This window comes from Haloterrigena gelatinilytica (assembly GCF_013342145.1).
In the GTDB taxonomy this organism is placed as follows: domain Archaea; phylum Halobacteriota; class Halobacteria; order Halobacteriales; family Natrialbaceae; genus Haloterrigena; species Haloterrigena gelatinilytica.
The window spans coordinates 2,265,888-2,291,138 of the sequence record NZ_JABUQZ010000001.1 but is presented as its reverse complement, the minus strand read 5'-3'; the positions used below and the strand labels follow the sequence as shown (position 1 = coordinate 2,291,138).

The 25,251-nt window shown below is 63.6% G+C and carries 19 protein-coding genes; 6 read left to right on the top strand and 13 right to left on the bottom strand.

Going from position 1 to position 25,251, the window contains the following annotated elements; genetic code table 11:
- Positions 1–1,734: 1,734 nt before the first annotated feature.
- The 6 genes from HTZ84_RS11530 to HTZ84_RS23040 form a co-directional block, all read right to left on the bottom strand.
- Positions 1,735–3,414 carry a Na+/H+ antiporter NhaC family protein gene (locus HTZ84_RS11530; RefSeq protein ID WP_174680814.1) on the bottom strand — a complete coding sequence of 560 codons (1,680 nt, stop codon included), beginning with the start codon at positions 3,412–3,414 and terminating at the stop codon, positions 1,735–1,737.
- A 480-nt stretch (positions 3,415–3,894) separates the two neighbouring features.
- Positions 3,895–5,214 carry an aminotransferase class III-fold pyridoxal phosphate-dependent enzyme gene (locus HTZ84_RS11525; RefSeq protein WP_174680813.1) on the bottom strand — a complete coding sequence of 440 codons (1,320 nt, stop codon included), beginning with the start codon at positions 5,212–5,214 and terminating at the stop codon, positions 3,895–3,897.
- A gap of 92 nt (positions 5,215–5,306) precedes the next feature.
- Positions 5,307–6,230 (bottom strand): arginase, encoded by a 924-nt coding sequence (gene rocF / locus HTZ84_RS11520; protein WP_174680812.1) that lies wholly within the window; start codon positions 6,228–6,230, stop codon positions 5,307–5,309.
- Positions 6,227–7,513: a glutamate dehydrogenase GdhB gene (gene gdhB, locus HTZ84_RS11515; protein WP_174680811.1), complete on the bottom strand. Its 1,287-nt coding sequence runs from the start codon at positions 7,511–7,513 to the stop codon at positions 6,227–6,229. The genes rocF and gdhB overlap by 4 nt, the downstream gene beginning before the upstream one ends.
- A 541-nt stretch (positions 7,514–8,054) precedes the next feature.
- Positions 8,055–8,855: an IclR family transcriptional regulator gene (locus HTZ84_RS11510; RefSeq protein WP_174680810.1), complete on the bottom strand. Its 801-nt coding sequence runs from the start codon at positions 8,853–8,855 to the stop codon at positions 8,055–8,057.
- 865 nt (positions 8,856–9,720) lie between these two features.
- The gene (locus HTZ84_RS23040) at positions 9,721–9,846 is read right to left on the bottom strand and encodes a hypothetical protein (protein WP_256402540.1); all 126 of its coding nucleotides are present in this window, start codon (positions 9,844–9,846) and stop codon (positions 9,721–9,723) included.
- A 122-nt stretch (positions 9,847–9,968) separates the two neighbouring features.
- Between HTZ84_RS23040 and HTZ84_RS11505 the strand changes: the two genes are divergently transcribed.
- Together HTZ84_RS11505 and HTZ84_RS11500 are read left to right on the top strand one after the other, a co-directional pair.
- Complete coding sequence (locus tag HTZ84_RS11505; RefSeq protein WP_174680809.1) at positions 9,969–10,952, top strand: radical SAM protein; 984 nt, start codon at positions 9,969–9,971, stop codon at positions 10,950–10,952.
- A 195-nt stretch (positions 10,953–11,147) separates the two neighbouring features.
- Positions 11,148–11,618, top strand: coding sequence for a hypothetical protein (locus HTZ84_RS11500; RefSeq protein ID WP_174680808.1), 471 nt, complete (start codon positions 11,148–11,150; stop codon positions 11,616–11,618).
- A gap of 125 nt (positions 11,619–11,743) precedes the next feature.
- Here the strand turns inward: HTZ84_RS11500 and HTZ84_RS11495 are convergent, their stop codons facing one another.
- From HTZ84_RS11495 to HTZ84_RS11485, 3 genes are all read right to left on the bottom strand, one after another.
- On the bottom strand, positions 11,744–12,505 hold the full coding sequence (locus tag HTZ84_RS11495) for a DICT sensory domain-containing protein (protein ID WP_174680807.1): 762 nt from the start codon (positions 12,503–12,505) through the stop codon (positions 11,744–11,746).
- A 58-nt stretch (positions 12,506–12,563) separates the two neighbouring features.
- Entirely contained in the window at positions 12,564–12,929 is a 366-nt protein-coding gene (locus tag HTZ84_RS11490) for a DUF7344 domain-containing protein (protein ID WP_174680806.1), read from the bottom strand.
- A 169-nt stretch (positions 12,930–13,098) separates the two neighbouring features.
- Positions 13,099–13,656 carry a hypothetical protein gene (locus tag HTZ84_RS11485; RefSeq protein WP_174680805.1) on the bottom strand — a complete coding sequence of 186 codons (558 nt, stop codon included), beginning with the start codon at positions 13,654–13,656 and terminating at the stop codon, positions 13,099–13,101.
- Positions 13,657–13,885: 229 nt separating this feature from the next.
- On the opposite strand from HTZ84_RS11485, the gene HTZ84_RS11480 reads away from it, so the two are divergent.
- Positions 13,886–14,440, top strand: coding sequence for a GNAT family N-acetyltransferase (locus HTZ84_RS11480; RefSeq protein WP_174680804.1), 555 nt, complete (start codon positions 13,886–13,888; stop codon positions 14,438–14,440).
- Positions 14,441–14,507: 67 nt separating this feature from the next.
- Here the strand turns inward: HTZ84_RS11480 and HTZ84_RS11475 are convergent, their stop codons facing one another.
- The gene (locus tag HTZ84_RS11475) at positions 14,508–17,891 is read right to left on the bottom strand and encodes an MEDS domain-containing protein (RefSeq protein ID WP_174680803.1); all 3,384 of its coding nucleotides are present in this window, start codon (positions 17,889–17,891) and stop codon (positions 14,508–14,510) included.
- Positions 17,892–18,176: 285 nt separating this feature from the next.
- Between HTZ84_RS11475 and fen the strand changes: the two genes are divergently transcribed.
- On the top strand, positions 18,177–19,154 hold the full coding sequence (gene fen / locus HTZ84_RS11470) for a flap endonuclease-1 (RefSeq protein WP_174680802.1): 978 nt from the start codon (positions 18,177–18,179) through the stop codon (positions 19,152–19,154).
- Positions 19,155–19,238: 84 nt separating this feature from the next.
- On the top strand, positions 19,239–19,535 hold the full coding sequence (locus tag HTZ84_RS11465; protein WP_174680801.1) for a hypothetical protein: 297 nt from the start codon (positions 19,239–19,241) through the stop codon (positions 19,533–19,535).
- An 80-nt stretch (positions 19,536–19,615) separates the two neighbouring features.
- Here the strand turns inward: HTZ84_RS11465 and HTZ84_RS11460 are convergent, their stop codons facing one another.
- Positions 19,616–22,537, bottom strand: coding sequence for an MEDS domain-containing protein (locus HTZ84_RS11460; RefSeq protein WP_174680800.1), 2,922 nt, complete (start codon positions 22,535–22,537; stop codon positions 19,616–19,618).
- 159 nt (positions 22,538–22,696) lie between these two features.
- Here HTZ84_RS11460 and HTZ84_RS11455 point away from each other — a divergent pair, with 159 nt between their 5' ends.
- On the top strand, positions 22,697–23,716 hold the full coding sequence (locus HTZ84_RS11455) for a zinc-dependent alcohol dehydrogenase family protein (protein ID WP_174680799.1): 1,020 nt from the start codon (positions 22,697–22,699) through the stop codon (positions 23,714–23,716).
- Positions 23,717–23,734: 18 nt separating this feature from the next.
- Here HTZ84_RS11455 and HTZ84_RS11450 read toward each other — a convergent pair whose 3' ends face one another.
- Both HTZ84_RS11450 and HTZ84_RS11445 read right to left on the bottom strand, forming a co-directional pair.
- Entirely contained in the window at positions 23,735–24,892 is a 1,158-nt protein-coding gene (locus HTZ84_RS11450) for an NAD(P)/FAD-dependent oxidoreductase (protein WP_174680798.1), read from the bottom strand.
- A 60-nt stretch (positions 24,893–24,952) separates the two neighbouring features.
- Positions 24,953–25,240, bottom strand: a complete 288-nt coding sequence (locus tag HTZ84_RS11445; protein WP_174680797.1) for a HalOD1 output domain-containing protein — start codon at positions 25,238–25,240, stop codon at positions 24,953–24,955.
- Positions 25,241–25,251: the final 11 nt, after the last annotated feature.

Genomic DNA, 25,251 nt, shown 5'->3' with positions numbered 1-25,251 from the left:
TACGTGTTATGGATGTAAGCCCTGAAGCTCACGACACCGGCCTTTATAATATCCTAGATAGTATTACGAACTGAGGAAGCCTGGAACGCTAACGTGGGAGAATAGACAGAGACAGGGTGCTGTCGAAGTCGGTGTTGAATCTGTGTCGTTCTACGTCGAATTGAACCCTGTTTGACGGGTGAAATCACACGGATTGTGATAGAAGCCTTCCAAGCTCATGGCCCGGGTTCAAATCCCGGTCCGCGCACTTTTCGACGAACAGACGTGAGGAGTACATGTATAAGAGGGATTTGAAGCGCGCGAGTCGCAGTGTCCGAGCGCAGTGAGGACAATCGTCTCGCAGTCGGATTCAAATCCCGGTCCGCGCATTTCTACTGCGAGTGGCTTCACGAACTGCAGAGACCGTACCAAGGTTACTGACTCAAGAGTCTTGTTGGTGTTATGCCACTATTCTAGAGGAGGAGAGAAAAGCCGGGTCTGTAGTAAAATTATTTTTATAATGTTGGTTATGGCTGGAAAAACCACCTAAAAGAAACCGTATGTTGGCAGATTAGCTAAAATAGCCACCCTTTCGTAATCCGCCCCTCTCTTCGCGCCAATACGCGACATAATGGTTCGTTAATCGACGAAACCAGGGACAGGATTTTATAACTGTGAGAACAGAACTGGGTGAATACTAGCAGTATATACAGCAACTATGCTATTCGGACAGAATTCTCCTAGGGTCGAATGGGGAGGTGAGTGCATCGTATTGCTTCTTGAGGAGAATCAATTCCATTTCGACATTGGAATTATTAAACCATAACGGTCTGTATTCGCGCTATTTGCTGGTGGGATGCTTCCGAATATTACGACGGCTGTCGAATAAATGTGTTGCCAGTGTTTGGATTGTCTGAGATATCGAATGTTTGTTAATCACCAGTACCTATCGTCTATAGTATGTGAATAACGACGCCATTTCCAGTTTTTCGTGCCGAAGTCCGACTTCATATCGATGCAGCGATGTCTGGAGATATGTATCCCACTGACGAGAACGCTGCTGGTCTGAATTACGACTCTTGAGTGATTCACGTGAAAATTGTTCTGCATTTCTGGGCGCATCCGTCGAGTAGAGCCGTATAGGCCGATTTGTCTATCTCGGGCAGATGGCAGTATCCACTCATAATACTGAACGTTTAGTCACTGCTTTGCTCGAGTGCAACGCGGGTAGAGAGATCTCGCCAATGGACTAGGGATCGAATTTGTGCCAGTTGTAGATATTTATTTGGAACAATATGTGTATTTCCAATATTGTGTTACAAAGAGATAGGCAAGAGGAACGGATCAAATGCTGCCTGCGCAAGCTGATACAGTGTCCATCCTCATCTGCAAAATTCAAACCGGACGGACACCGTAGTCCTCACAGCGTTCACAGTGAGAGCGATCGGTTCGCGTCGATCGCTCTCGGCGAGTCCAACGGCACGAACGGCGCGGCCTCGTCGATCAGGTATCTCCAGCGAGTGCGAAGACGGAACCAGTGCCCTCGCGTTCGCTTCCGGGTAGTTGAAGTGTCCTTTCGGGCTGCTCCTCCGCAGTCGACCGGAGAATATGCAGGTCGAAGACGGTCGGGATACCCTTCCGGCAGCCCCCGAACAGTCGTCTCGAGGCCGGTCCGCTCGACTCGATCGACGCGCGTTCCGTGGTCGGTCAGTTATTCGCGACGATATCACGTCAGTCCTCGAGCGGCGGAGGCTACTAATCCAGTCGTTCCGTGGGAGTAGTGCTCTCCGAGGACGAGTCGTACGTGGAATCGCCGGCACCGTTCCGAATCGAGGTCAGATCGATGCCTTTTCTCCTCGCGTCGAATTTCGAAAGTCCGTAGACGACTCCGACGAGTAAGACCATACCCGCCGGCAGCAGAGCTACCGGACTGGTTTCAAAGAACCCGTACGTCAAGTAGAACAGAATCGAGATAATTGCGACGGTCACGGCATAGTAGCTCTGCGTGCGAACGTGTGCGATGAGATCAGTCCCGGTAAACGTCGATGAGAGAACGGTAGTGTCGGAAATCGGGGACGTGTGATCGCCGAAGATCGCGCCGGAAAACACTGCCCCGACGACCACGGACGTGGAGCCGAACCCGCCGGTGAGTTCGAACGCGACCGGGATGGCGGTCGGAGTCAGGAGTCCCATGGTCGCCCAAGACGACCCCATCGTAAAGGAGATTACCGCTGCGACTAAAAAGACGAGAGCCGGGAAGACACCGGGCGAAAGGATGTTTTCGACCAAACTAGCGACGTAGTTCCCGGTCCCGAGTGCGTTGGCGACGGTTCCGATCGTCCACGCTAATACGAGGATCGTCACTGCGGTCAACATGAGCTCGAATCCCTCGAGGATCGCGTCGATACTCTCGTCGAGATCACAGAGATCATACGCGAGTCCGATCGCTATCGCCGTCATCACCATCGCGAACGACCCCCACATGAGGGCGGTCGTCCACGCACCGTCAGCCGCAATCGTGACCACCTCTCGGACGAAGGTCGTGATTTCGAGAGCGAATAGCGGCTCGAGTACGGGCTGTCCATCGTACCCGGTCCACAACGCGCCCCCGACGGTGACGGCGAGTAACATCGAGATCGGGAGGAGGAAGGTCCGGAGCATCGGCCGGGTGGCGTTCGGTTCGCTGAGGCTTTCGTCCATATCTTGCAAGGGGTCGGCATCGGGGGCATTCACCGCGCCGGTCGTCTGGGCTCGGTGTTCGGCGTCGAGCATCTCCCCGTAGTCTCGCTGCGTCGTAACGATAATACCGACCATAACGATGGAGAGGATGGCGTATGCGTTATAGGGGATCGAATGAAGGTAGACGCTGAACACGTCCGGCGCCTGAGCGGCGCCCTCCGATTCGATGTTGCTGAACCCCTCGTTGATCATCGATAGCTGGAACGCGACCCAGCTCGAAATCCCGATCGTCGCGACGGGCGCCGTCGTCGAGTCGACGATATAAGACAGTTTCTCGCGAGGGATCCGAAGCCGATCCGATGCTTCGCGCATCGTACTCCCGACGATCGCCATGCTCGCGTAATCGAAGAAGATTCCCAGTCCGAGAATCCACGTCATCAGTCCGATTTTCCGTCGAGACTCGAGTCGCTCGACGGCCCAGTTCCGGACGGCGATAGCGCCGCCGAGTCGCCAGATGAGGGCGACACCCGAACCGAGGAGAAGCGTGAACACCAGTATCTGAGCGTGGAAGCCGTCGTCGGCGATGATCGCCTCGATCAGCCAATCGAACGACTGGGCGATCCCGAAACTACCGGTATAAATGATTCCGCCCGCCCAGATGCCGACGAATAGCGAGGGGATGACGCGTTTCGTTGCGATTGCTAGCACGATCGCCAGCAATGGCGGTCCTATCGATAATATCCCGAACTCGGACATGGATGGTATGTTACTCCAAACCGTGATAAATCCTTTGATAAGCATGAAGATAAGTACACCTGAGAGGTGTCGAGACGGGGTTTGAAATATACAAACGAAATCGGACGATAGTTACAATAGTATGGTTGTAAATATTTGCTTCGACGACCGCTACGGGTTCGTGAGACTCGGTACTCGTTTTCGAATATCGACGCGACCGCTCGCTTACCCCTCCCCGTACGATGGAGCAGTATTCATTCCGGCTCTCGCTGTAGGCATCGTGGCGGCGTCATCTCGTCAGAATCGGTCGGCTGGGCTTCTGAATAGCACCGGTATCAGTCTATGATATATCCGAATTCGGTTCCCATCGCGTTTCCCGACGCTACGCTCGAGACGAGTTCGAGTCGCGCTCCGCTCGGCGACCGAATCTCCGAGAAGGGACCACAGAGCGAAACTCGAGCGCCGCAGCAGCGTTCCGTCCGCGGTCGGAATCGAGTTACTTCACGCGGACGACACCGGACCAGCGACTTCGTCGACGACGTCGTCGATGATGTCGACGCAGATGTCGATTTCGCGCTCTCGGACGTCGAGCGGCGGGAGCAGACGCAGCGTCTTCGTTCCACAGCCGAGGGTCAGTAGCCCGTGTCGGAGCGCCGTTTCCATCGCTTCGTCGCGGTGATCCGCCGTATCGAACTCGACGGCGATCATCAGTCCGAGTCCGCGAACGTCGGTCAGAATGGACGTTTGCTCGGCCAGTTCGCGAAGTCGATCTCGGAAGTACGTTCCCAGCTCCGTCGCGTTGTCCAGTAGGTTCTCCTCTTCGATGACCGACAGCGTCAGGGCCCCTTGCATCGATGCGAGAATATCGCCGGCCCCCCACGTCGAGGAGAGTCGGGCTTCCTCGTCGGGGAATATGTCCGACCTGGAGATCGTCGCACCGACTCGGAGCGCCTTCGCGCTCGTGATCACGTCCGGTTCGATGTCGAAGTGGTCGACGGCCCACATCTCGCCGGTGCGACCGATCCCCGACTGGATCTCGTCGACGACGATCGGGATATCGTGTGTCGAGCAGATGTCGTCCAGCTCCGACATAAACGAGGCGGACGGCACGTTGTAGCCTCCCTCCCCCTGAATGGGCTCGAGAATGAGAAATCCGACCTCTTCCGAAGGAATGTGCCCCGGATCCCCGAGTTTCGCCCGGAGCCGGTCGAGTCCGTGCTCGGAGTATTCGACGTCGTGGACCCCGCTTATCTCGGGGAACTTCCGTCGGTAGACCGATTTCGAGCGGTTCAGAGAGAGCGCGCCGAGCGTGCGCCCGTGGAACGCGTCGTCGAACGTGATGGCGTACTTCGGCGTCTCACAGTCGTCGTAGCAAATCTTCATCGCGTTTTCGACCGCTTCGGCGCCCGAGTTCGACAGGAACACGGTGTCCATGTCGTACTGACTGCTGATCTCGGTTAGCCTGTCCATGAGGTGTGCGGGGCCGGGTAACGAGGACTCCTCGGGCGTTCCACCCGTACTGACGTAGAAGTCCTGTCCGGCGATCTTCATCGGGTCGACGAGATCGAACTCCCGTAACCGCTCCGTGAGAGTCGGGTGATTGTATCCGAGCGGCGCCGCGGCCACGTGACTCGTAAAGTCCATGAGGACGTTTCCGTCCGCGTCGGTACAGAACGGCCCCGTGGCGTCTTCGGTTACGTCCCAGACGAAGTCGTAGACGTACGTACTGGGTGCCGCCGTGTTCTGGTGAAACTCGACCCATCGTTTGCTCTTCGAACCCGGAAACGAAGCTACTCGGGGGACTGTGTTCTCACGGTCCATGTCACGTACCACCGACGCGGGCCACATAAAATATCCGAATCGTTTATGAGATCACCGATCGGCTCGGGACGGGCGGTATACGATCCGCGGTATCAGATAATACGATTCCCGAACGCGCTCGCGACGAGATCCGTCGCCGCCTCGGCCGTCGTGTTCTCGTCGTCGAGAAGCGGGTTGACCTCCACGACGTCCATCGATCGCAACACGTCATCGGCGGCGTCGCGTTCGGCGAGTCGCTCGAGCGCGAGATGTGCTTCCCGCTCGGTCGCTCCCCCGGGGACGGGCGTCCCGACGCCGGGAGCCGCGCGCGGGTCCAGCCAATCGAGATCCAGACTCACGTGAACGCCATCGGTGCCGCTGGCTGCAATATCGATGGCCTCGTCGACGATCTCCGAGATGCCGCGATCGTCGATATCGGCCATCGTATAGGCGGTGACGTCGGCTCGGCGCAACGCATCGCGCTCTCGCTCGTCGAGGCTCCGCAGTCCGACGAGGACCGTGTTTTCTTCGGGGATCGACGGGGCGATCGACCAGTCCGCGTCGGCGAAATCCCGATGCCCGTGTGCGGCCGCGAGGGGCATCCCGTGGAAGTTTCCGCTGGGCGAGGTCGTGGGCGTGTTGTAATCGCCGTGGGCGTCGAACCAGATGACGCCGGATTTCGCGTTCCGAGCGGTGCCGCGCAAGGTGCCGATCGCGATCGAGTGATCGCCGCCGAGAACGAGCGGCCTGGCGCCCTGTTGAAGCGTCTCCGCCACTCGATCGGCGATAGCCGCGGTCGTCGACTGAATGGCATCGACCGGTTCGGTCCCGGCCTCGGACACGGACACGTCACCGACGTCGGTAACGGAAACGCCGGCCTCGGAGAGCGCGTCTTCGAGCCCGGCGTGTCTGATGGCGGCCGGGCCGAGGTCGGCCCCCCGACGGTTGCCACCGATATCGATCGGCGCACCGATGACTGCGACGTCCGACGAGACCGCTGAGTCTCGCAAATCGGATTCGAGTTGCATCGTCGTCATGGCCAGAGTCCCCTAGCAGTTAAAGCTTCACCGATTCGTGACAGTGCGACGATGTAGGCGGCGGTTCGCCAGCGGACGTCTCGCTCCGCTACGGTCGCACGAACGGTGTTCCACGCGTCGATCATCTCGGAATCGAGTTCGGACTGGACCTCGTCAAGGGACCACTGCCGACGATTGATGTCCTGGAGCCACTCGAAGTAGCTGACGGTGACGCCGCCCGCGTTGGCGAGCACGTCGGGAATCACGGGAACGTTCCGTTTCTCGAAGATCTCGTCCGCGGCCGGCGTCGTCGGTCCGTTAGCGCCTTCGACGACGATCTCGGCGCGGACGTCGTCGGCGTTGTCAGCCGTCAAGACGTCACCGACGGCAGCGGGGATCAGAAGGTCGACGTCGAGCGTGAGCAGTTCTTCGTTGGAAATGCGCTGCGGTGCGTCGTACTCGGAGACGCCCCGCGGGTTCTCGTCGTGCGACGGGACGTCGGACGTATCCAACCCGGTCGGGTCGTAGATACCGCCGGTAACGTCGCTGACGGCGACGACGTTCGCACCCCATTCGTCGAGCCGGCGCGCCGCGTTCGCCCCGACTGATCCGTATCCCTGGATCGCAACGGTGGTCTCTTCGACCGGAAGATCGTAGTAATCGAGCGTCTCTCGAGCGACGACGGCGACGCCGCGACCCGGTGCCGCTTCCCGACCGGGACTCCCGCCGATAACGGTCGGTTTGCCGGTGACGACCCCGGGAACCGTCTCTCCCTGCTGCATCGAATAGGCGTCCATGAACCACGCCATCGTCTGGTCGTCGGTTCCCAGATCGGGCGCGGGAACGTCTTTCGTCGGTCCGACGAAATCCCGAAGCTCTTCGGCGAATCGACGTGTCAACCGCTCTCTCTCGTCCTCGCTGAGCGTCTGCGGATCGACGACGACGCCGCCTTTCGCCCCGCCGAACGGGAGGTCCATCACTGCACACTTCCACGTCATCAGCATCGCGAGTGCAGTCGACTCCTCGGTCGAAACGTCCGGATGGTAGCGAAGACCGCCCTTGAAGGGACCGCGGATCTCGAAGTGTTGGACGCGACAGCCCGTGAACACCGCTACCTCACCGCTGTCTCGGCGGACGGGTATCGACACCTCGATAGTCTTCGACGGGTGACTGAGCTGTTCGACCATGTCCGGCGAGAGGTCGAGAGCGGAGACGGCTCGTTCGAGGTGTTGGTGAACGGTCTCGAGCATCGATCTCTCTTCGGTCGCCGGTTCGGTATCTACCGTCGGAGTTACGTGACTCATGGATTCAATCACTCGGCTGCCGCATCGCCGTCTGCCACGGACGGTTTTGGCATCGCTGGTTCGCTCGCAGCTCTACACCGCAGACTGGACAATGGGACTGGTGTCTCATCTGATCGCGTTTCTCAGCAGTACGTCATTATTAATAAATATTGGTGAACAGTACCGAGGGCGTAGTCCTTTGCATATATCAAAGTTCACTCTCGCGATGGGTCGGAGCCAGGTTAGTTGTTCACCGCGCCTATCGGCGAACTTCCGCATTATTCACGGTTGAGACCGTCGTATCCGATTCGACTTCGTTCCCATATATCAAAACGTCGCGCCGGACAGGAGGCTGCCGACAGCGACGCTGAGACGACACGGATACGAGGGAGTGCCCGTCCGACGCGCGTAAGGATTACAGCAGTATGTTCGTAATTGAAGCCGTATCACGAATCGAGCTGCCGGTTACTTACCGCTATCGGTGGCGTTGCTTAGCGTGGTCGAGTAATCGCGACCGAACACTCGCGCGTCTATTTGGAATTATCAAATAGGTAGACGAGATTCATACGGTTCGATCGAACGTCATCGTTTCCAGATTCACTTCGATGAGGTTCGCCGTTTCCATGACGAGTTCGGGGATTTCGGACTCGAATCGGTCGCCTTTCAACCTGCTCGTCGGTGCAGTGAGGCTGACGGCACCGACGACCGACTCGTCGCTATCGATGATGGGAGCGCCGACCGCCCGGAGTCCGCGAATCTCTTCCTCATCGTTTATCGCGTACCCGCACTTCTTGACCTCCTCGAGTTCGTCCCACAGCTGATCGCGGTCGACGATAGTGTTCTTCGTCTGGCGTTCGAGACCTTGTCTATCGATTATGTTTTCGATCCGCCCCTCGGGCAGATGGGCGAGCATCGCCTTCCCGGACGCGCTATCGTGGAGGTACTGAGGCGTCTCCCGCATTTTATGGTGGTAATCGGTGCCGACTGCCTGTTGGCCTCGGCGTTCGTATATCGCTACCTCTCTCCCCTCGTCTTCGATAACGAGATGAACGTATTCGCCCGACGATTCCGCGAGTTTGTCGACTTCCTGTTGTCCGGCAGTATAGATATCGGTCGTGTTCCGGACGTATTCTCCCATCGTAATAAACCGGTATCCGAGCTGATAGACGTTATCGTTCCGCACGAGGAGGCGGCAATCAACGAGCGTGCTCAGATACGTGTGAATAGTGCCTCGCGAGAGATCGACGTGGCTCTCGATCTCTTGTAGCGATGCACCGTCCAGTTCTTGAACTACCTCGATAATCTCGCAGCCCCGCTGTAGAGACTTGATACGGCGCGGTTCCGCGTTCGACGAGTCGGTCATATTCTCTCCTATGCATCCGTGTTTAAAGTGATTTGTATTTTCCCTGGCTATAAACGAAGTCGGTTCTGTAATTGAGCCAAAATTACGGCGTTCATCGGGAGATGATCGTGATATCCTAAAGTCGTCGCCCGAGTAGAAACGCGACCGTCATCTACCGTCGAGACGGGTCCCGGTGTTCCCGGCTTCGGGAAGCGGATAACGGCCCGACTAGCGAACGCGTCTCGCAGCTCCAATACAGCCTCTTCGGTGAAGATCTCACGACGCCGAGCGGTTCGCCGGGCGGACGGCCCCGTCGTCCTCGGATCGTAGTGAGTGACGCGGGAGGGTACGGAGTTCGGGTTTGTACTGATCTACGGCGAATATCGACCGACTTGGGGAGGTCGATGCTGCCTGCTCGTCGAGGGATCGACACATCTCGTTTCCGCGAGGGAACCACTGACCTCGAGACGAGAACGAGAAAGACGGGAGAGTTAACATCATCTATCTCATATACATCCACACATATACCAGAATTCGAACTATTTTAGCCCTATGTAATCAGTGAGTACAGGAGGATCCCTAAACCGCCCCACCACGCACTAATAATGGGTTTTACACACTTACTGGAGTACAATATCCGTGCTACACTGGATCGTATTCTGAGTCAAGAATCAGGAGCCGATAGCGGAGAAATACGTCTCAGAAGCGTTCTAAATGCCGAAACCGATATCACCCCACTTCTAGACAGCATACATACACATATATTATCTTAACAAGTATGGAATATGGTAGTAATTCTGATCCAATAGCCAAACTTGAATTTCGAGCTGTGCAGTTTTGCTGCGATAGCGCTCGAGATGCAGTGCTCTAACGGCAGCCGCCGCGATCAGTCGATCGTCTCCGTATCGACGGTCGGATCGGCGCCCTCGGCGGACTCGTCGACCGCCGCGTCGTCCTCGAGCGCGTTCCGATCCCGTGCCGACCAGTCTCGAACGCTCGGATTGGTTCCCACGGCGTTACTACCCGCCGGTCGTATTCGAACGACCGTTCACCGGAAGCGAACCAGTTCGAAAATTCGAATGAGTATTCCGTCGGGTGTCAAGGTCTTTGGTATCGTGTGGCAAACGTCGGCGTATGAGTACCGATGCTCCGGCAACGACGCCTAACTACCGCGACCTCCCGGACGAGGAGTTCGAGGACCGTATCACCGACCTGTGGGAGCGGTACGCCGACTGCGATCTCTGCGCCTACGAGTGCGCCGTCGATCGGACCGACGGTCAGGAGGGAACGTGCCGGGTCGACGACACCGCGTACGTCTCGACGCACTTCCCTCATTTCGGCGAGGAGGACTGTCTGAAGGGTCGCAACGGGAGCGGAACGATCTTCCTCGCGAACTGTAACATGAAGTGCGTCTTCTGCCAGAACTTCGAGACCAGCCACGAGGCGGCGGGCGATCCCGCGACGGCCGAGGAAATCGCCGAGATGGCCCTCGAGCTCGAGTCTCGCGGCTGTCACAACGTCAATTTCGTCTCGCCGACCCACCACTCGCCGCATCTCGTCGAAGCCGTCAAGATCGCGAAAGAGCGGGGGCTGGACCTGCCGATCGTCTGGAACTGCGGCGGCTACGAGCGCGCGGAGATCCTCGAGCGACTCGAGGGGATCGTCGACATCTACATGCCCGACGTGAAGTGGTCGGACGACGCGGCCGCGGCGAAATACTCGAAGGCGCCGAACTACTGGGCGAACGTCACCGAGTCGCTACGGGAGATGCACCGACAGGTCGGCGATCTGGAACTCGACGACACCGGCCTCGCGACGGGCGGGCTGCTCGTTCGTCACCTCGTGATGCCCAACCACGTCGAAAACGCCGAGCGCGTGCTGGAGTTCATCGCCGAGGAGGTCTCCCCGGCAACGTTCGTCGATATCATGGCTCAGTACCGCCCTCACTACAAGGCCGACGGAGAGGAGTTCTACGAGGAGATCGGCCGGTCGATCACCGGAGACGAGTACGAGGCCGTGATCGACCACGCCCGCGACGTCGGCCTCGAGCGACTCTACCTCGACCGATCGATGCTCGAGAACCGGCCCGGACTCCTCGCTCGCCTGGCTCGGCGCTGACTGCTCGCGATCGACTCGGTGACGTCGACGAAGCCCTCGAGAACCAGGCGTCTCCGGCGACGACCGGAGAACTGGTCGACGCCCACGGCGACCGCGAGGTCGAGACGCAGTGGTGGATTCGGCGGGGCTGCGGCCGTCCGAGTCCTTGCGAATCCGTGCACTGTCCCTACCCGCTTTCCGATCGACCCGTCGCCTATGAGCGAGTCCGCGACCAGATATTCGGCGGGCGACGCGGTAGCGACTCCCGACGGCCGCGGCGTCGTGGCGGCCGTCCTGACCGACGACGTCGAGTTCCCGCAGGGCGGCGGCGAGGACGACTACGCGGCCGTCGAGGCCGGCGACGACCGGCCGGCGTACGTCGTCGGCCTCGAGCGGGTCGGCTCGGCCGTCTACCGCGCCTCGAGTCTGGAGACCAGCGATCTCGAGGACGACGACGCCACGGAATCGACCGACGGCGACGCGGTGACCGACGTCGTCGACGAGGACGTCAACGGATTGGACGACCTGCCGGAGGGCTGGGACCGGGACAGCGTCCTCGAGTACTGGTCGTCGATCGGCGGCTCCTGGGAGGAGTGCGCCGAGGACCTGACCGACGAGTTCGACGCGGAGCGAGCGAAACAGCTCTGCTCGGCGATGAAAGACGAAGTCCTGCGGACCCGGCGGTGACGAAATCGATTCTAGACGCGCTCCGTCCCCTGTCTTCCCTCTCTCGTTCCCTCGTCGTCTCCCTGCCGTCCCTCGTTGTCTCTCTATCGTCTCGCCTCGAGCCATCCACCGACGGGCTCGACCCCTCAGTCCACGCTGTCCCGAAGCGCGTCCTCTAGCTCCGCGACGAGGGTTGCGTCGTCGGTCCAGTACCCTTCGAACGTCCCGTCCGCTCGTTCCCGGGCGATCAGGCCGCCGGTCCGGAGTTCGTCGCCGCCGCCGTCGAAAGCGAGTACCCAGAACGTCCCGATCTCCGGGCCGGCGTCGGCGTGGATCGTCACGCCGGGGATCGACGGCCGATCCCACTCGTCGGCGACGTAGGCGTGGACGTCCAGCGTCGACTCGCCGGCGAGGCGAACGTACACCGGTGCCATCGCCTCGAGGGCGGCCGCTCGCTGGAAGCTGACCCGCAGGGTGCCGCTGCCGACGCGCCAGGCGCGGGTCTCGATCTCGCGGCTGATCGCGAGCAGCTGTCGTCGATCGAGCGCCTGCCAGACCGTCGCCTCGAAGACCTCGATCACGCGGCGATAAGCGCCGTCGTCCGTCTCGGCCCAGGGGGCGACGATCGGCGGCTCGAGAAACTCCCGAGCGGCCGCGAGTCCGATCGCGGCGACGAACTCGCCGTCTTCGCCGCTCGCGGGTTCATCGCTCGTTTTCTCGGCGCCTTCGCGGACGACGAGAAACCCCTCTTCGGCCGCGGCCCCAGCCGGCAGCGAGCGGTAGTCGACGGTGTCGACTCCCGTCTCCGTCTCGATCCGGTCGGCGATCGCGGGGCGGGGCTGGGGTGCGTAGACGGTAACCGTTCGCGCGGGCGCCTCGAGTCGGTCGAAGTAGTCCGAGAGCGTCATTGGTGGCGTTCGAGCGGCAGCGTCGTGCGTCCTCGCGCCTCGATTCCGAGTTGCCCCCTCACGGATCGGCCTCCGCCGCGCAGGCTCGCGCCGCCAGCTCTCGGATCGGCTCGGGACAGGACGCGAGGGAGACCCGACCGGTTTCCTCGTCGTGGGTCACGATGTCGGCGTCGACCAGCTTCGGGATGTGGACCTGCCGCAACCGCAGATACCGCTGGTTCCGACACCGAGGCTCGATGACCCGACTGTCGCCCGCGTGGCTCCAGGCGGTGACCACGTCGGCGAGCTCCGACAGCGACGCCGTCTCGTGCTCGAGCAGAAAGTAGAGGACGAGTCGACGATCCCGCTCGCGAAGCGCCAGAAAGGCGTCGTCGAGCAGATCCGGACTCGCGGTCGGCTCGGCCGGCGACTGTTCGGGATCCATGCTCGTGAATGCTACTCGGGATTGCCATGTTATCTCTTTCCCCTGTTTGTATCGGTAATATCTGCCGCACACAATCCGTGTGTAATGAACGCGGACTCGGGCGACGAAGAGTCGAACGCAGTACCATCGAACGGTGCCCCGAGTCGTCGGCTGGGATCGAAGAAGCGGGTTAGTCGCCGAGGCGACGGTCGGTCGAGACCCCCCGCAGGTCGACGGCTGCGGCGAAGACGAGTCCGAGAACGGTCCCGAACACGAGGTGTCCCAGGAGGCTCTCGATGCCGACTATCGGGAACTCGCCGGCGCCGCCGGTCCCCGTCGCCCCGGTCCAGACGGGCAGGACGAGCACCGGGAGGATCGCCCAGACCGTCAGCCCGAAGACGAAGCCGGCGCCGACGAGTCGGAGGGCGATGCCGGCGCCGGACAGCGCCTCGGTTTCGGCGTTCGTCCGGAGGACCCCGAAGACGCGATCGCGGGTGACGAGGAGGCCGAACGCGAGTCCGAGGACGACGCCGTGTGCGAGGTGAATCAGCCAGCCGACGAGGCCGGCCGCCTCGAGGCCGTAGATAGCCGGGATCGTTCCCTCGAGGATTCCGGGATCGAACAGCCACAGCAGGAGTCCGAACGCGGCGGCGCCGACCGCGCCGCCGAGGGCGCCGCCGACGAGCCAGCCGATGCTGCCGCTCAGCCCGGCCGTCGCGATCGTATTCGTGTTTGACTCGGCACTCATATCCGGGCTAGGCGGATCGACGGCAAAAGGGTTCGACTGGCAACGCCACCGTGCTCCGCGCCGCGCGTTCGCCGGGGACGCTCGAGGACCGCTTTCTGACCGTTCTCGAGAGGCCGTATCCCATCGTTGGTGCGGGCAACCCGGTGACGGACGCCGTCGGTCGCGGCCAGAACGCCGATTCGGGGCGCAGTCGCCGGAACCTTAGTGGTCGGCGCTCGAACTGGCGGACGTGGAGTACGACCTCCTGGGCTGGCCGCCCGACGGCCCCACGCTCCGACTCGACTACGAGCGGTTCAGCTACGCCGGCAAGTTCGTCATGACTAACACGGGGAAGGCGGTGGCCCGAACCGACGAGGACGAGATCGTCGCCGCCGTCGCGTTCAACGAGGACCGCACCGACGCGTCGACGCTGTGGCTGCGCTACGTGACCGTCGCCCGCGATCGGCGCGGCGAGGGGATCGGTCCCGAACTGCTCGCCCGCGTCCGCGACCGCGCCCTCGAGCGGGGTTACGACCGGCTCCGGATCGCCGTCAACAACCCCTTCGCCTACGAGGCGCTCTACCGGACGGGCTTCGCCTACACCGGCGAGACGACCGGGATCGCCGAACTGGTCCTCGAGCATCCGGCGCCGGTCGACGACGAGGGCGATTTCGACGGCGAACCGGACGCGAAAGCGCGCTATCAGGCCGGCCTCGAGGAGTTCCGCGAACGGGATCTCTCCGACGCTGAAGCGGAATTTCTCGAGTCTCGAGAGGGGAGCGAACCGCCGACGCTCGAGTCGTAATGCGGCGGACGCAGCGGTTCGCCGGCGGGTGGCGCCGCGGTGGGCGGCGTGCGACGCGGTCCGTCGTTCACTCGCGAACCGCGGGGAGCGTAAACGAGAACGTCGAGCCCTCACCGGGTTCGGAGTCGACCCAGATGTCGCCGCCGTGGCGCTCGACGATCCGCTGACAGAGCGCCAGTCCGATGCCGGTCCCGTCGTACTCCTCGCGGCTGTGGAGCCGATCGAAAACGGTGAACACGCGGTCCTGATCGTCCGGATCGATCCCGATCCCGTCGTCTTCGACCGAGATCACCCACTCCCGTCCGCGGCGGGTCGCGTCGATCCGAACGCGCGGCGGGGTGTCGTCGCTGTACTGGATCGCGTTCTCGAGCAAGTTCTGCAGGACCTGCCGTAACTGGCTGGCGTCGCCCGACACGCGGGGGAGTCCGTCGGTCGCGATCGTCGCGTCGGTCTCCTCGATCTGGATCTGCAAGTCCTCGCGTACGTCCTCGAGCAGGGCGTTCAGGTCGACGGGTTCGAACGGGTCGCCCTGCGTTTCGACGCGGGAGTACTCGAGCAGGCCGTCGATCATCTCGCGCATGCGGTCGGCGCCGTCGACCGCGAAGTCGAGGAACTCCTCGCCGTCCTCGTCGAACGCGTCGCCGTAGCGGTTCTCGAGCAACTGGAGGTAGCTGGTGACCATCCGCAGGGGCTCCTGGAGGTCGTGGGAGGCGGCGTACGCGAACTGCTCCAGGCGCTCGTTGGACTCCTCGAGGGCCCGTTCCCGCTGGGTTCGCTCGAGTTCGTACGCGATCCACTGGGACATGAGGTGGAGGAACGTCCGCTCGGCCTGCGTGAACTCCCGGTCGCGGGCGTCCGTCGAGACGAAGAAGAACGTCCGATCGGGCTCGTTCTCGAGTTCGATCCGCGTGCCGAGGTACGTCTCGACGCCGAACTCCTCGTAGGCGATGCTGTCGCCGAACCCGGCCCGCTCGGGATCGGTGATGTCGGCGACCGTCTCGTCGTCGACCGTGGCCCGGCAGTACGTCTCCGACAGCGGCGCCTCCGCGCCGGGCCGTAGCTGCTCGTGATCGCCGTGTATCGCTTGCACCGTAAACGAGTCGGACGCCGGATCGATCTTCGCCAGTCCGCCCATCTCGAGGTCGAACCGTTCGCAGCCCAGTTCGAACAGATCTCCCAGCTTCGCCTCGAAGGATCGACCGGGATCGGCGGCGATCCGACTCAGCGTCTGCTGGTGGTGTTCCCGCTGTTCGCGCTCGAGTTCGTAGCTGATCCACTGGCCCAGTAACTCGATGAACGTCCGCTCGGTCTCGGAGAACGGCCGATCGCGGGGGTCCGTACTCCCGAACCAGAACGTCCCGTACGGCGTCGATCCGTTCGTCACCCGCGTTCCGAGGTAGCTCGTCAGTCCGAACTCCCGGTGGATCGCGTCGTCCTGCCAGTCGGTGCCGTGGACGTCCGTCATCGCGACGGGGTCGTCGGCTTCGATCGTCCGCCGACAGAAGCATCCGTACCCCGGATCGGACCACAGCTCGTCGTCGTCGTCGACGCCGAGGCCGATCCCCTTCTCCAGACGGAACTCGCCGCCCCGCGCCGGGAGGTGGTTCAGCCCGCCCATCTCGAGGCCGAACCACTCCCGACCCAGTTCGAGCAGCTCCTCGAGCTTCTCGTCGAAGTCGCGGTCGGGGTCGGCCGTGATCCGGTAGCTCTCCTGGAGGAACGCCTCCCGCTGCCGGCGCTGGAGTTCGTACTTCACCCATTGCCCGAGCAACCGCTGGAAGGTCCGTTCGTCGTCCGAGAACTCGCCGTCGTGGGGCTCCTCGGAGACGAAGAAGAACGTTCGGTCGACGTCCCCCTCGACTTCGATGTACGTCCCGAGGTACGTCTTCATGTCGAGCTCCCGGTAGACGTAGAGGTCGTCGTAGCCGGCCTCGACGGGATCGTCCACGCTTCCGACGGTGCCGCATCCGGCGACCGTGGCGCAGTAGGTCTCGGACAGGGGAAGCTCGAGCCCGGGTTCGAAGCCGTCGTACGTATCGCTCACGTACTCGACCTCGAACCGGTCGTCGTCGGAATCGACCTTGGCCATCGCCCCGAGTTCGAGGCCGAACTGCTCACAGCCCAGTTCGAACAGCGCCTGTAGCTTCTCCTCGAAGTCGAGGTTCGGATCGGACGTGATCTGGGAGCTCTCCCGGAGGAACCGCTCGCGGCGCTGTCGCTCGAGTTCGTACTCCACTAACTGCCCCATCAGATCGAGGAACGTCCGTTCGGCGTCCGTGTACGGCGCCTCCCGGGTCGTCTCGGAGCCGAAACATAACGTCCCGTACGTCTCGCCGCCGACGTGGATCGTCGTCCCGAAGTAGGCGTCCAGTCCGAACCGCTCGTAGGCGGGGTCGTCGGTCCAGCCCGCCTCGGCCGCGTCCCGCACGGCGATGCGTCCGGGCGACGCGAGGAGCTTCTCGCAGTACGTCTCGGAGAGCGAATCGGTGACTCCCGGACGGATGTTCTCGTGTGCGCCGACCGCGTCCACGATCTCGAACGTGTTCTCGTCGAGGGTCTCCGTGAAGTAGCCGATCTCGAGGCCGAGTCGCTCGCGGCCCAGTTCCAGCAGTCCCGCGATCTTCTCGTCGAAGGACGCGTGCGGCGTGGCGATGATCTCGTACAGTTCCCGCTGGTAGCGCTCGTGGGTCTCGATCGTCGTCCGCGCGTCGGTCCGATCGACCAGCGTCGCCAGCTTCCGGTCGAGTTCCTGCGACGGCCGATCGGGACCGAAGTACTCCTCGGGGGGCGTGTAGTAGAAGTTCTGACAGACGGTGGTGTCGTCGTGGACGAGAAACGGATGGGTCTTGAGGACGTCGTGGAGAATCTCCGCGGGGAATCGGTCGCGGTTGTACTGACAGAGGACGGCGTAGTCGTCGTCGTTGTAGAGCGGGTTGAGCAGCTCCTCGTACTCGCAGAGGTCGTCGAACCCCGTGTCGTCGGCCTCGAGCGCCCACGTCATTTCCGCGGCGGCTCTGAGCCCCGTGAACTCGTCGTCGGTCGCGTCGGCGAGCGTCTCCTCCCAGAACGAAAGCATCGCATCGCGATCGAACTCGCCGGTCCGTCGATAGGTCTCCGCTTCCGTGTGTACCGACAGCGCCCCCGACTCGAGCGCCGCGTCGACGTCGACGCCGCGGGATCGCATCGCCGCGAGCACCTCGTCGACGGTGTTGTCGTCGGCGACGTAGACGCACCGCTCGCCGCGCTCGAGTCCCTCTTCGATGAACGGGACGGCCGCGTCGAACTGCTCGGCGCGGTCCTCGTAAATGAGCGCGAAGTGATCGGTGTGTTCGTGGTCCTCGTTCGGGTCGATTGGACCGCGGATATCGAACGTCGACCGCGAGGAGTCGAACCTGCCCTCGAAATCAGATGACGGCCGCTGGATGGTGTGGTCTGATAGATGTTTACTCATGGATTACCCCCTGAGCATCCGGTCTGATAATCGGAATCCCCCGGCTTCGGGACCGGATGTCGTCGAGATCCGAATTCGGTATGTCGACCGAAGAGATGAGGGCGAGAGTGAAAAGATTATCGCGGACCGCGATCGATTCGCGACGAGGGGACGCGGCCGCGATCCCCACAGCGCGACGCGGTAGTCCGAAGCGCCGCGATCGGACCGACGCCCGCCGGTCGGAACCGAACGGCGGGTCGCTCGGAAGCCAATGATACAAATCCCAGTCCTCCCAAGGGATCGGTAATGGGAAACGCAGCACTCCGCGACATCGCCGTCATCGAGGAGCTCCCCTTCTCCGAGATCGAGGGCGTCGTCGCCGTCGACGCTCACAACTGGCTCTACCGCTATCTGACGACGACGGTCAAGTGGACGGACAGCGACGTGTACACGACGTCCGACGGCACCGAGGTCGCCAACCTCGTCGGCATCGTCCAGGGGCTGCCCAAGTTCTTCGAGAACGACATCACGCCGGTGATGGTCTTCGACGGCGGCCCCTCCGAGCTCAAGGAAGACGAGATCGAGTCCCGCCGCGACCAGCGTCGCACCTACGAGGAGCAACTCGAGGTCGCCCGCGAGGAGGGCGATCAGGTCGCCGTCGCGCAACTCGAGTCCCGAACCCAGCGGCTGACGCCGACGATCCAGGAGACCAGCCGCGAACTGCTCCGACGGCTCGACGTGCCGATCGTCGAGGCGCCCGCGGAGGGGGAGGCTCAGGCGGCCCACATGGTTCGCCGCGGCGACGCCGACTACGTGGGGTCGGAGGACTACGACGCCCTGCTGTTCGGCTCCCCGCTCACGCTGCGCCAACTGACGAGCAAGGGCGATCCCGAACTGATGGATCTCGAGGCGACCCTCGAGCACCACGACCTCACCCTAGAACAGCTAATCGACGCGGCGATCCTCATCGGGACGGACTTCAACGAGGGCGTCTCGGGGATCGGCCCGAAGACCGCTATCAAAGCCATCACCGAGCACGGCGACCTCTGGAGCGTCCTCGAAGAGCGAGGCGCCCACATCGAGTACGGCGATCGGGTCAGACAGCTGTTCCGCGACCCCGACGTGACCGACGACTACGAGTTCGACACCGACCTCGATCCGGACCTCGAGGCCGCCCGCGAGTTCGTCTGCGAGGAGTGGCGCGTCGCGGAAGACGAGGTCGAGCGCGGCTTCGAGCGCATCGAGGAGAGCGTCACGCAGACGGGGTTGGATCGCTGGACCTGACGCCGACCGATCCCTCACCCGTATCGTGGTATGCTCCGGATAATAAATGCCGACGCCGGGCTACGACGAAACGGGTGATACCCCATGTCACGACAGCCCGATGGCGACCGATCCCGAGGTGGCGATCGATCGACGCGACCGGGTGAGACCGCACCCCCACCAGGGCGATGGCTGCTGTCGACCGTCCTGCAGACCGTCGTCGCCGTCGTCGGTCTCGCCGTCGTCCTGTACGCGCTGAGTCGAGCGTTCGGCATCGACCTCCTCGGCATGACCGCCGCCGCGCTCGCGACCCAGACCGGCCAGTGGATCGCGATCGCCGTGGTCGCGCTCATCGCCATGAGCGCGGCGATGCGAGCGGTCCGCTCCGTTCGAGCGCCGTGACGTGTCGCGGGACGAATCGCTCGTCGCGTTCGTCCCCTGACCCCCGATTGCTCCCGTTTCGCCGACCGATCGGCGTCGCTTCACTCGAGGTTCCGTTTCGGGAGCGTGATGTAGAACGTCGACCCCGCGCCGGGTTCGGACTCGACGCGGATATCGCCGCCGTGATTGTCGGCGATCTCCTGGCACAGCGAGAGGCCGATCCCGGTGCCCGGATACTCGTCGTCGTGGTGGAGGCGCTTGAACACCTCGAAGATGCGATCGGTCTTCTCCGGATCGATGCCGATTCCGTTGTCGGCGACCGCGAACTCCCAGCGGTCGTCCCGGTCCGCGGCGCTCACCTCGACCCGGGGGACCGCGCTCTCGTTGTACTTGATCCCGTTCGAAACGAGGTTGCTGAACAGTTGCTCGAGTTGGTCGCCGTCGGCGCGGACCGTCGGCAGCGAGTCGACGAGGATCTCGACGTCGTTCTCCGCGATCCGTAGCTGCAGGTCGTCCTGGACGCGATCCAACACTTCGGTACAGTCGACCGGCTCGAACTCGCCGTCGGCGTGTTCGACCCGCGAGAAGGCCAGCAGATCGTCGATCATCTCGCGCATGCGGTCGGCGCCGTCGACCGCGAAGTCGATGAACTCCCGGGCCTCGCCGTCGAGGTCGTCCTTGTACCGGTTCTCGAGCAGTTGCAGGTAGCTCGAGACCATCCGCAGGGGCTCCTGGAGGTCGTGGGAGGCGGCGTAGGCGAACTGCTTGAGCCGATCGTTGGACTGTTGGAGCCGATCGACCGTCTCCTCTAAGTCCCGTTCGTACTGCCGGCGGTCGAGTTCGTACTTCACCCACTGTCCCATCAGGTGGTGTAACGTGCGTTCGGCCTCCGAGAACTCCTCGCGGGGCTCGGTCGAGACGAACCAGAAGGTCCGGTCGGGGCTCCCCTCGATCTCGAGGTGGGTGCCGAGATACGCCCGGACGCCGAAGCGCTCGTAGCACAGTTTGCCGTCGAATCCCGTCTCGACGGGATCGGTGATCGTACGGGTTCCCTCCTCGTCGATTGGCGCCTCGCAGTACGTCTGGGAGAGGGGGTACGGCTCGCCCGGCGTGAGGTACTCGTGATCGCCGTTCGTGGTCTCGACCTCGAACCGATCGGCCGCCGGGTCGACCATCGCGACCCCGCCCAGTTCCATGTCGAACCGCTCACAGCCCAGGTCCAGGACCGCCTGGAGCTGCTGGTCGAACGATCGGTCCGGATCGGCGGTGATCTCGTACAGTTCCCGCTGGGTTCGCTCGTCCCGCCGGCGCTCGAGTTCGGTGCTGACCCACTGGCTGATGAGGTCGATGAACGTGTACTCCGTCTCGGAGAACGGCCCCTCTCGGGGCGTTTCCGATCCGAAACACAGCGTTCCGTACTGTTCGCCGTCGACCTCCAGCGTCGTCCCGAGGAAGGCGTCGAGCCCGTACGTGTCGTAGGCGGGATCGCCCTCCCAGCCCGCGTCGGCGGCGTCGTGGACGCCCAGCGATTCGCCCGCGTCGACGACCTTCTTGCAGTACGTTCCCGACAGCGAACCACCGCCGCCCGTCCGGATCCGGTCGTGGGAGCCGACCGCCTCGACGATCTCGAAGCGATCGGTCTCGGCCTCGACGGCGGTGAAGTAGCCGACGTCGCAGCCGAACCACTCGCGGCCGTGCTCGAGCAGTCGCTCGATCTTCTCCGCGAAGGCGAGGTCGGGATCCGACGTGATCTCGTAGCTCGTGCGGAGAAACTCCTCGCGCCGGCGGCGCTCGAGTTCGGTGCTGATCCACTGGCCCATCAACTCGAGGAACGTCCGCTCGGCGTCGGTAAACGGCCGGTCGCGCGGCTCCGTATCGTAGAACCAGAACGTGCCGTAGGGTTCGGTGCCGGCGGTGACGCGGATGCCGAAGTAGGTCGCGAAACCGAACTCCTCGAAGACGGGGTCGTCGTCCCAGCCGGCGGCGACGACGTCGGGAACGGCGGTCGGCTCGTCCCAGTCGATGGCCTTCCGGCAGAAGTTCCCGTCGGTGGGCTGGATCGGTAACTCCCCCTCGAGGTCGCCCATGTCGGGGCCGACCGTCACTTCCGCCCGGAAGTTGTCGTCCCAGGTCGGGAGGTGAGCCAGCGCGCCGCCCCTGAGGTCGAACCGCTCGCAGCCCAGTTCCAGCAGTCGCTCGACCCGTTCTTCGAAGGAGAGATCGGCGTCGGCCGTCGTCTCGTAGAGTTCGCGGAGGTAGGTCCGGTGCTCGCGGACCGCCGTCTTCGCGTCGGTGCGCTCGTGTACGGTCCGGATCATCCGGTCGACCGTCGCCGCCGGCTTCTCGCCGTCGAAGAACGTCTCGGGGGGCGTGTAGTAGAAATTCTCCGAAACCGTCCCGCCGGAGACGAGATAGGGGTGCGTCTTGATGACGTCTTCGAGGACGGGCGCGGGGAACCGCTCGCGGTCGTACTGACAGAGAAGGGTACAGTTCTCGCCGCGGAGACGGTCGTTCATCCGCGCTTCCAGCGCCACGAACTCGTCGGCGTCCTCGATCGCTCGCAACAGCCACGTCTCCTCGGCGGTCACCCGCGCCCCCTCGAAATCGACGGTCGACTCCGCGACGAACGTCTCGAGCAGCTCCAGCGACGCCTCGAGATCGAACGAGCCGTCCCGCAGATAGGCGTCTTCGGCGTCGGAGAGCACCAGCGCGTCGGATTCCAGCGCCTCGTCGACGTCGACGCCGGCGTCGCGAAGCGCGTCGCAGATCTCGTCCCGGCCGGTCTCGTCGGCGAGGTACAGACACCGCTCGCCGTCCTCGAGTCCACGCCGGACGAACGGAATCACGGCGTCGAACTGCTCGTCGCGGCTCTCGTAGAGCAGCGCGAGGTGGTCGTGCGAGCGGGTGCGACCGTCAGTCGACCCGACCGGCCCGCGAAACGCGGACCCCTGATCCGGCGCCTCGAGTCTCGGTTCCCGATCCGAAGCGCGTCGCCGGTCGGTTCGTTCGACCTCGTCGCTCATCGCTCCCCTCTACTCGGCCGACGACTAAAAGGTCTGGACCGCCGAGCGGATCCCGCCGACGGCCGACGATCACCCGTTTCGCTTGCCGGTAGCACCCAGTTGCGGTAACACGGTCGCCGGGCGCAGGACCGAAGGCTCGAGAGCGCCTCGGCTCGAGCGATGCGAGCCTACGAAGTCCAGACCGCCACGAGCGATTACGAGGGAGTCGTGCAGGTCGACCGCGAGCGCCCCGAACCGGGCGCCGACGAGGCGCTCGTCCGCCTCCGGGCGGCCTCGCTCAACTACCGCGATCTGGCGATCGCGAACGCCGACCTCGCCTATCCGGGCGCCTCGCTTCCGGTCGTCCCGCTTTCCGACGGCGCCGGCGAGGTCGTCGCGGTCGGTGACGACGTCGATCGCCTCGCCGAGGGCGACCGCGTCGCGACGCCCTTCGCGCCCGACTGGATCGCGGGGGAGGGCACGCGCGAGAAGATGGCCCGAACCACCGGCGGCAACGTCGACGGCGCGCTCGCCGAGTACGCCGTCTTCCCGGCCGAGAGCCTCGCCGTCCTGCCCGACCACCTCTCTTACGAGCAGGGAGCGACGCTGTCGTGTGCCGGCCTCACGGCGTGGCGCGCGCTCGTCGAGGACGGCGACCTCACCGCCGGCGAGACCGTCCTCGCGCTCGGCACCGGCGGCGTCTCCACCTTCGCCCTTCAGTTCGCGACGCTGCAGGGCGCCGACGTCTTCGTCACCTCCTCGAGCGACGAGAAACTCGAGGTCGCCCGCGACCTGGGCGCCGAGTGGACGCTCAACTACGAGGAGACGCCCGACTGGGGCGAGGCCGTCCGCGAGCGAACGGACGGCGGCGTCGACCACGTGATCGAGGTCGGCGGTCCCGGTACGCTCGAGCGCTCGCTCGAGGCCGCGGCGGTCAACGGCCACGTCCACCTCATCGGCGTTCTCAGCGGCCAGGACGGACGGGTCCATCCCGGACCGATGCTCCACAAAGCGCTGACCGTCGAAGGCGTGATGGGGGTCGGCAGCCGCGCGATGTTCGATCGGATGAACCGCGCGATGGCCGCCGCGGAGATGGAGCCGGTGATCGACCGCACTTTCGACTTCGACGAGGTCCGCGAGGCCTACCGGTACGTAGAGGCCGGCGAGCACCAGGGCAAGGTCGTGATCTCGCTCGAGTAACGCTCGACCGGCCGACCGTCACCGGTCCCGCCGGAACCGTTCCGGAACGAATTCCCGATAGGCGAACCGTCCGGCGCTGCCGGCGTCGCCGACGTCTGAGAGGTAGCCGACGCCGACGCTCGCCTTCAGCGCCTTCGCCGCCCGTCCCGTGAGGACCCGCGAGCCGACCGTCGCGACGGCGTCGTCGCCGACGCTGACGACCCAGCCCGGCGACTCGAACCGGAACGACTCGAGGTCGGGGTCGAACGTCTCGACGCCGTCACGACGGGCCTCGACGAGCCGTTCGATGTTCTCGGCCGCCGTCCGAGCCTCGCGGACGGCCGCCTGCGCGCTCGCCGGCACCGCCTCCCGGTCGGCGTCGACGACCCGCGCGGCGTCACCGAGGGCGAACGTCCGATCGTCGAGTCGCAGGTCCGCTTTGACGGTCGGCCGCTCGCCCTCGAGGGCGTCCGCGCCGCGAATGCCGCCGGTCCAGACGAACAGATCGAACGGAACTCGCTCGCCCGACTCGAGTCGAACGCCGTCCGCGTCGGCTCCGGTGACGGCCGTCCCCGTTCGGATCTCGATTCCGGAGTCCTCGAGCGCGCGTGCGACTGCATCCCCGAAGTCGGCAGGGAAGCCCGGCGCGACCCGCGCCCGCTGCTCGAGGAGCGCGATCGACGCCGAGCCGTACTCCTCGCGAGCCAGCGCGGCGAGTTCGCCCGCGACCTGCACGCCGGAGAGGCCGGCTCCGCCGACGACGATTCGACCACCGTCGTCCGCCCGCAGCGCTTCGCGGGCTCGCTTTCGGATCCGGCGCGCGTGCGGGAGCCGCTTCAGCGGAATTCCGTGTTCAGACACCCCCTCGAGCCCGTAGTACGCCGTCCGCGCGCCGAGACAGATCGCCGCGATATCGTACTCGAGGCGACCGTCCGAGAGCGACACGACGCGTTCGTCCCCGTCGATCGCCTCGACGCGCGCGACGCGAACCGTCGCCCGCTCTAAGGCGCCGGGCAGCGAGAGCCGAATCTCGTTGGCCACGCCGGGCCGGCGGATCACCCGGTGGAGTTCGTGCTGGACGAGGTGGTCCGGCGACTCGTCGACCAGCGTGAGGTCGACGTCGGACGGAAGCGACGACTCGAGTCGCTTCGTCAGGGTCAGCCCCGCGTAGCCCGCGCCGCAGACGACGACGTGCATGACGGCGGCTACGGCTTCGAGCGGGATAGGTGCACGGCGAGGCCGCTCGCGAGAACTGTGTCACTCGTCGAAGATAATCCACTCGCTCGAGGGATCGTCCTCGCTCGGCGCCGAGACGTCGACGCGGCCGTTTCCGGTAATGAGGACGGAACGGTCGCCGTATCGGAATCGGATCCGGAGTTCGTCCGACCCGGATCGAACGAGCGAATCGAGCGCCTCGGGGTCGACTGCGTCGTAGAGCGTCGGTTCGAAATCCAGCGGCGACGTCCCGGACGCGGCCGCGACCGCTTCGACGACTCTCTCGCTCGGCGGACGACGGTCGTCGGGAGAACCAACTTGATCAGACATCGCGTCGGGCT

What these genes read in the sequence shown, in the direction of transcription:
- HTZ84_RS11495 (WP_174680807.1), bottom strand. Translation starts at nt 12,505, where the DNA reads ATGACGCTCTCGGACTACTTCGACCGACTCGAGGCGCCCGCGCGAACG.
- rocF (WP_174680812.1), bottom strand. Translation starts at nt 6,230, where the DNA reads ATGACGACGATGCAACTCGAATCCGATTTGCGAGACTCAGCGGTCTCG.
- HTZ84_RS11500 (WP_174680808.1), top strand. Translation starts at nt 11,148, where the DNA reads ATGAGCGAGTCCGCGACCAGATATTCGGCGGGCGACGCGGTAGCGACT.
- HTZ84_RS11465 (WP_174680801.1), top strand. Translation starts at nt 19,239, where the DNA reads ATGTCACGACAGCCCGATGGCGACCGATCCCGAGGTGGCGATCGATCG.
- HTZ84_RS11455 (WP_174680799.1), top strand. Translation starts at nt 22,697, where the DNA reads ATGCGAGCCTACGAAGTCCAGACCGCCACGAGCGATTACGAGGGAGTC.
- HTZ84_RS11445 (WP_174680797.1), bottom strand. Translation starts at nt 25,240, where the DNA reads ATGTCTGATCAAGTTGGTTCTCCCGACGACCGTCGTCCGCCGAGCGAG.
- HTZ84_RS11490 (WP_174680806.1), bottom strand. Translation starts at nt 12,929, where the DNA reads ATGGATCCCGAACAGTCGCCGGCCGAGCCGACCGCGAGTCCGGATCTG.
- gdhB (WP_174680811.1), bottom strand. Translation starts at nt 7,513, where the DNA reads ATGAGTCACGTAACTCCGACGGTAGATACCGAACCGGCGACCGAAGAG.
- HTZ84_RS11450 (WP_174680798.1), bottom strand. Translation starts at nt 24,892, where the DNA reads ATGCACGTCGTCGTCTGCGGCGCGGGCTACGCGGGGCTGACCCTGACG.
- HTZ84_RS11530 (WP_174680814.1), bottom strand. Translation starts at nt 3,414, where the DNA reads ATGTCCGAGTTCGGGATATTATCGATAGGACCGCCATTGCTGGCGATC.
- HTZ84_RS11475 (WP_174680803.1), bottom strand. Translation starts at nt 17,891, where the DNA reads ATGAGTAAACATCTATCAGACCACACCATCCAGCGGCCGTCATCTGAT.
- HTZ84_RS11525 (WP_174680813.1), bottom strand. Translation starts at nt 5,214, where the DNA reads ATGGACCGTGAGAACACAGTCCCCCGAGTAGCTTCGTTTCCGGGTTCG.
- fen (WP_174680802.1), top strand. Translation starts at nt 18,177, where the DNA reads ATGGGAAACGCAGCACTCCGCGACATCGCCGTCATCGAGGAGCTCCCC.
- HTZ84_RS11505 (WP_174680809.1), top strand. Translation starts at nt 9,969, where the DNA reads ATGAGTACCGATGCTCCGGCAACGACGCCTAACTACCGCGACCTCCCG.
- HTZ84_RS11485 (WP_174680805.1), bottom strand. Translation starts at nt 13,656, where the DNA reads ATGAGTGCCGAGTCAAACACGAATACGATCGCGACGGCCGGGCTGAGC.
- HTZ84_RS11460 (WP_174680800.1), bottom strand. Translation starts at nt 22,537, where the DNA reads ATGAGCGACGAGGTCGAACGAACCGACCGGCGACGCGCTTCGGATCGG.
- HTZ84_RS11510 (WP_174680810.1), bottom strand. Translation starts at nt 8,855, where the DNA reads ATGACCGACTCGTCGAACGCGGAACCGCGCCGTATCAAGTCTCTACAG.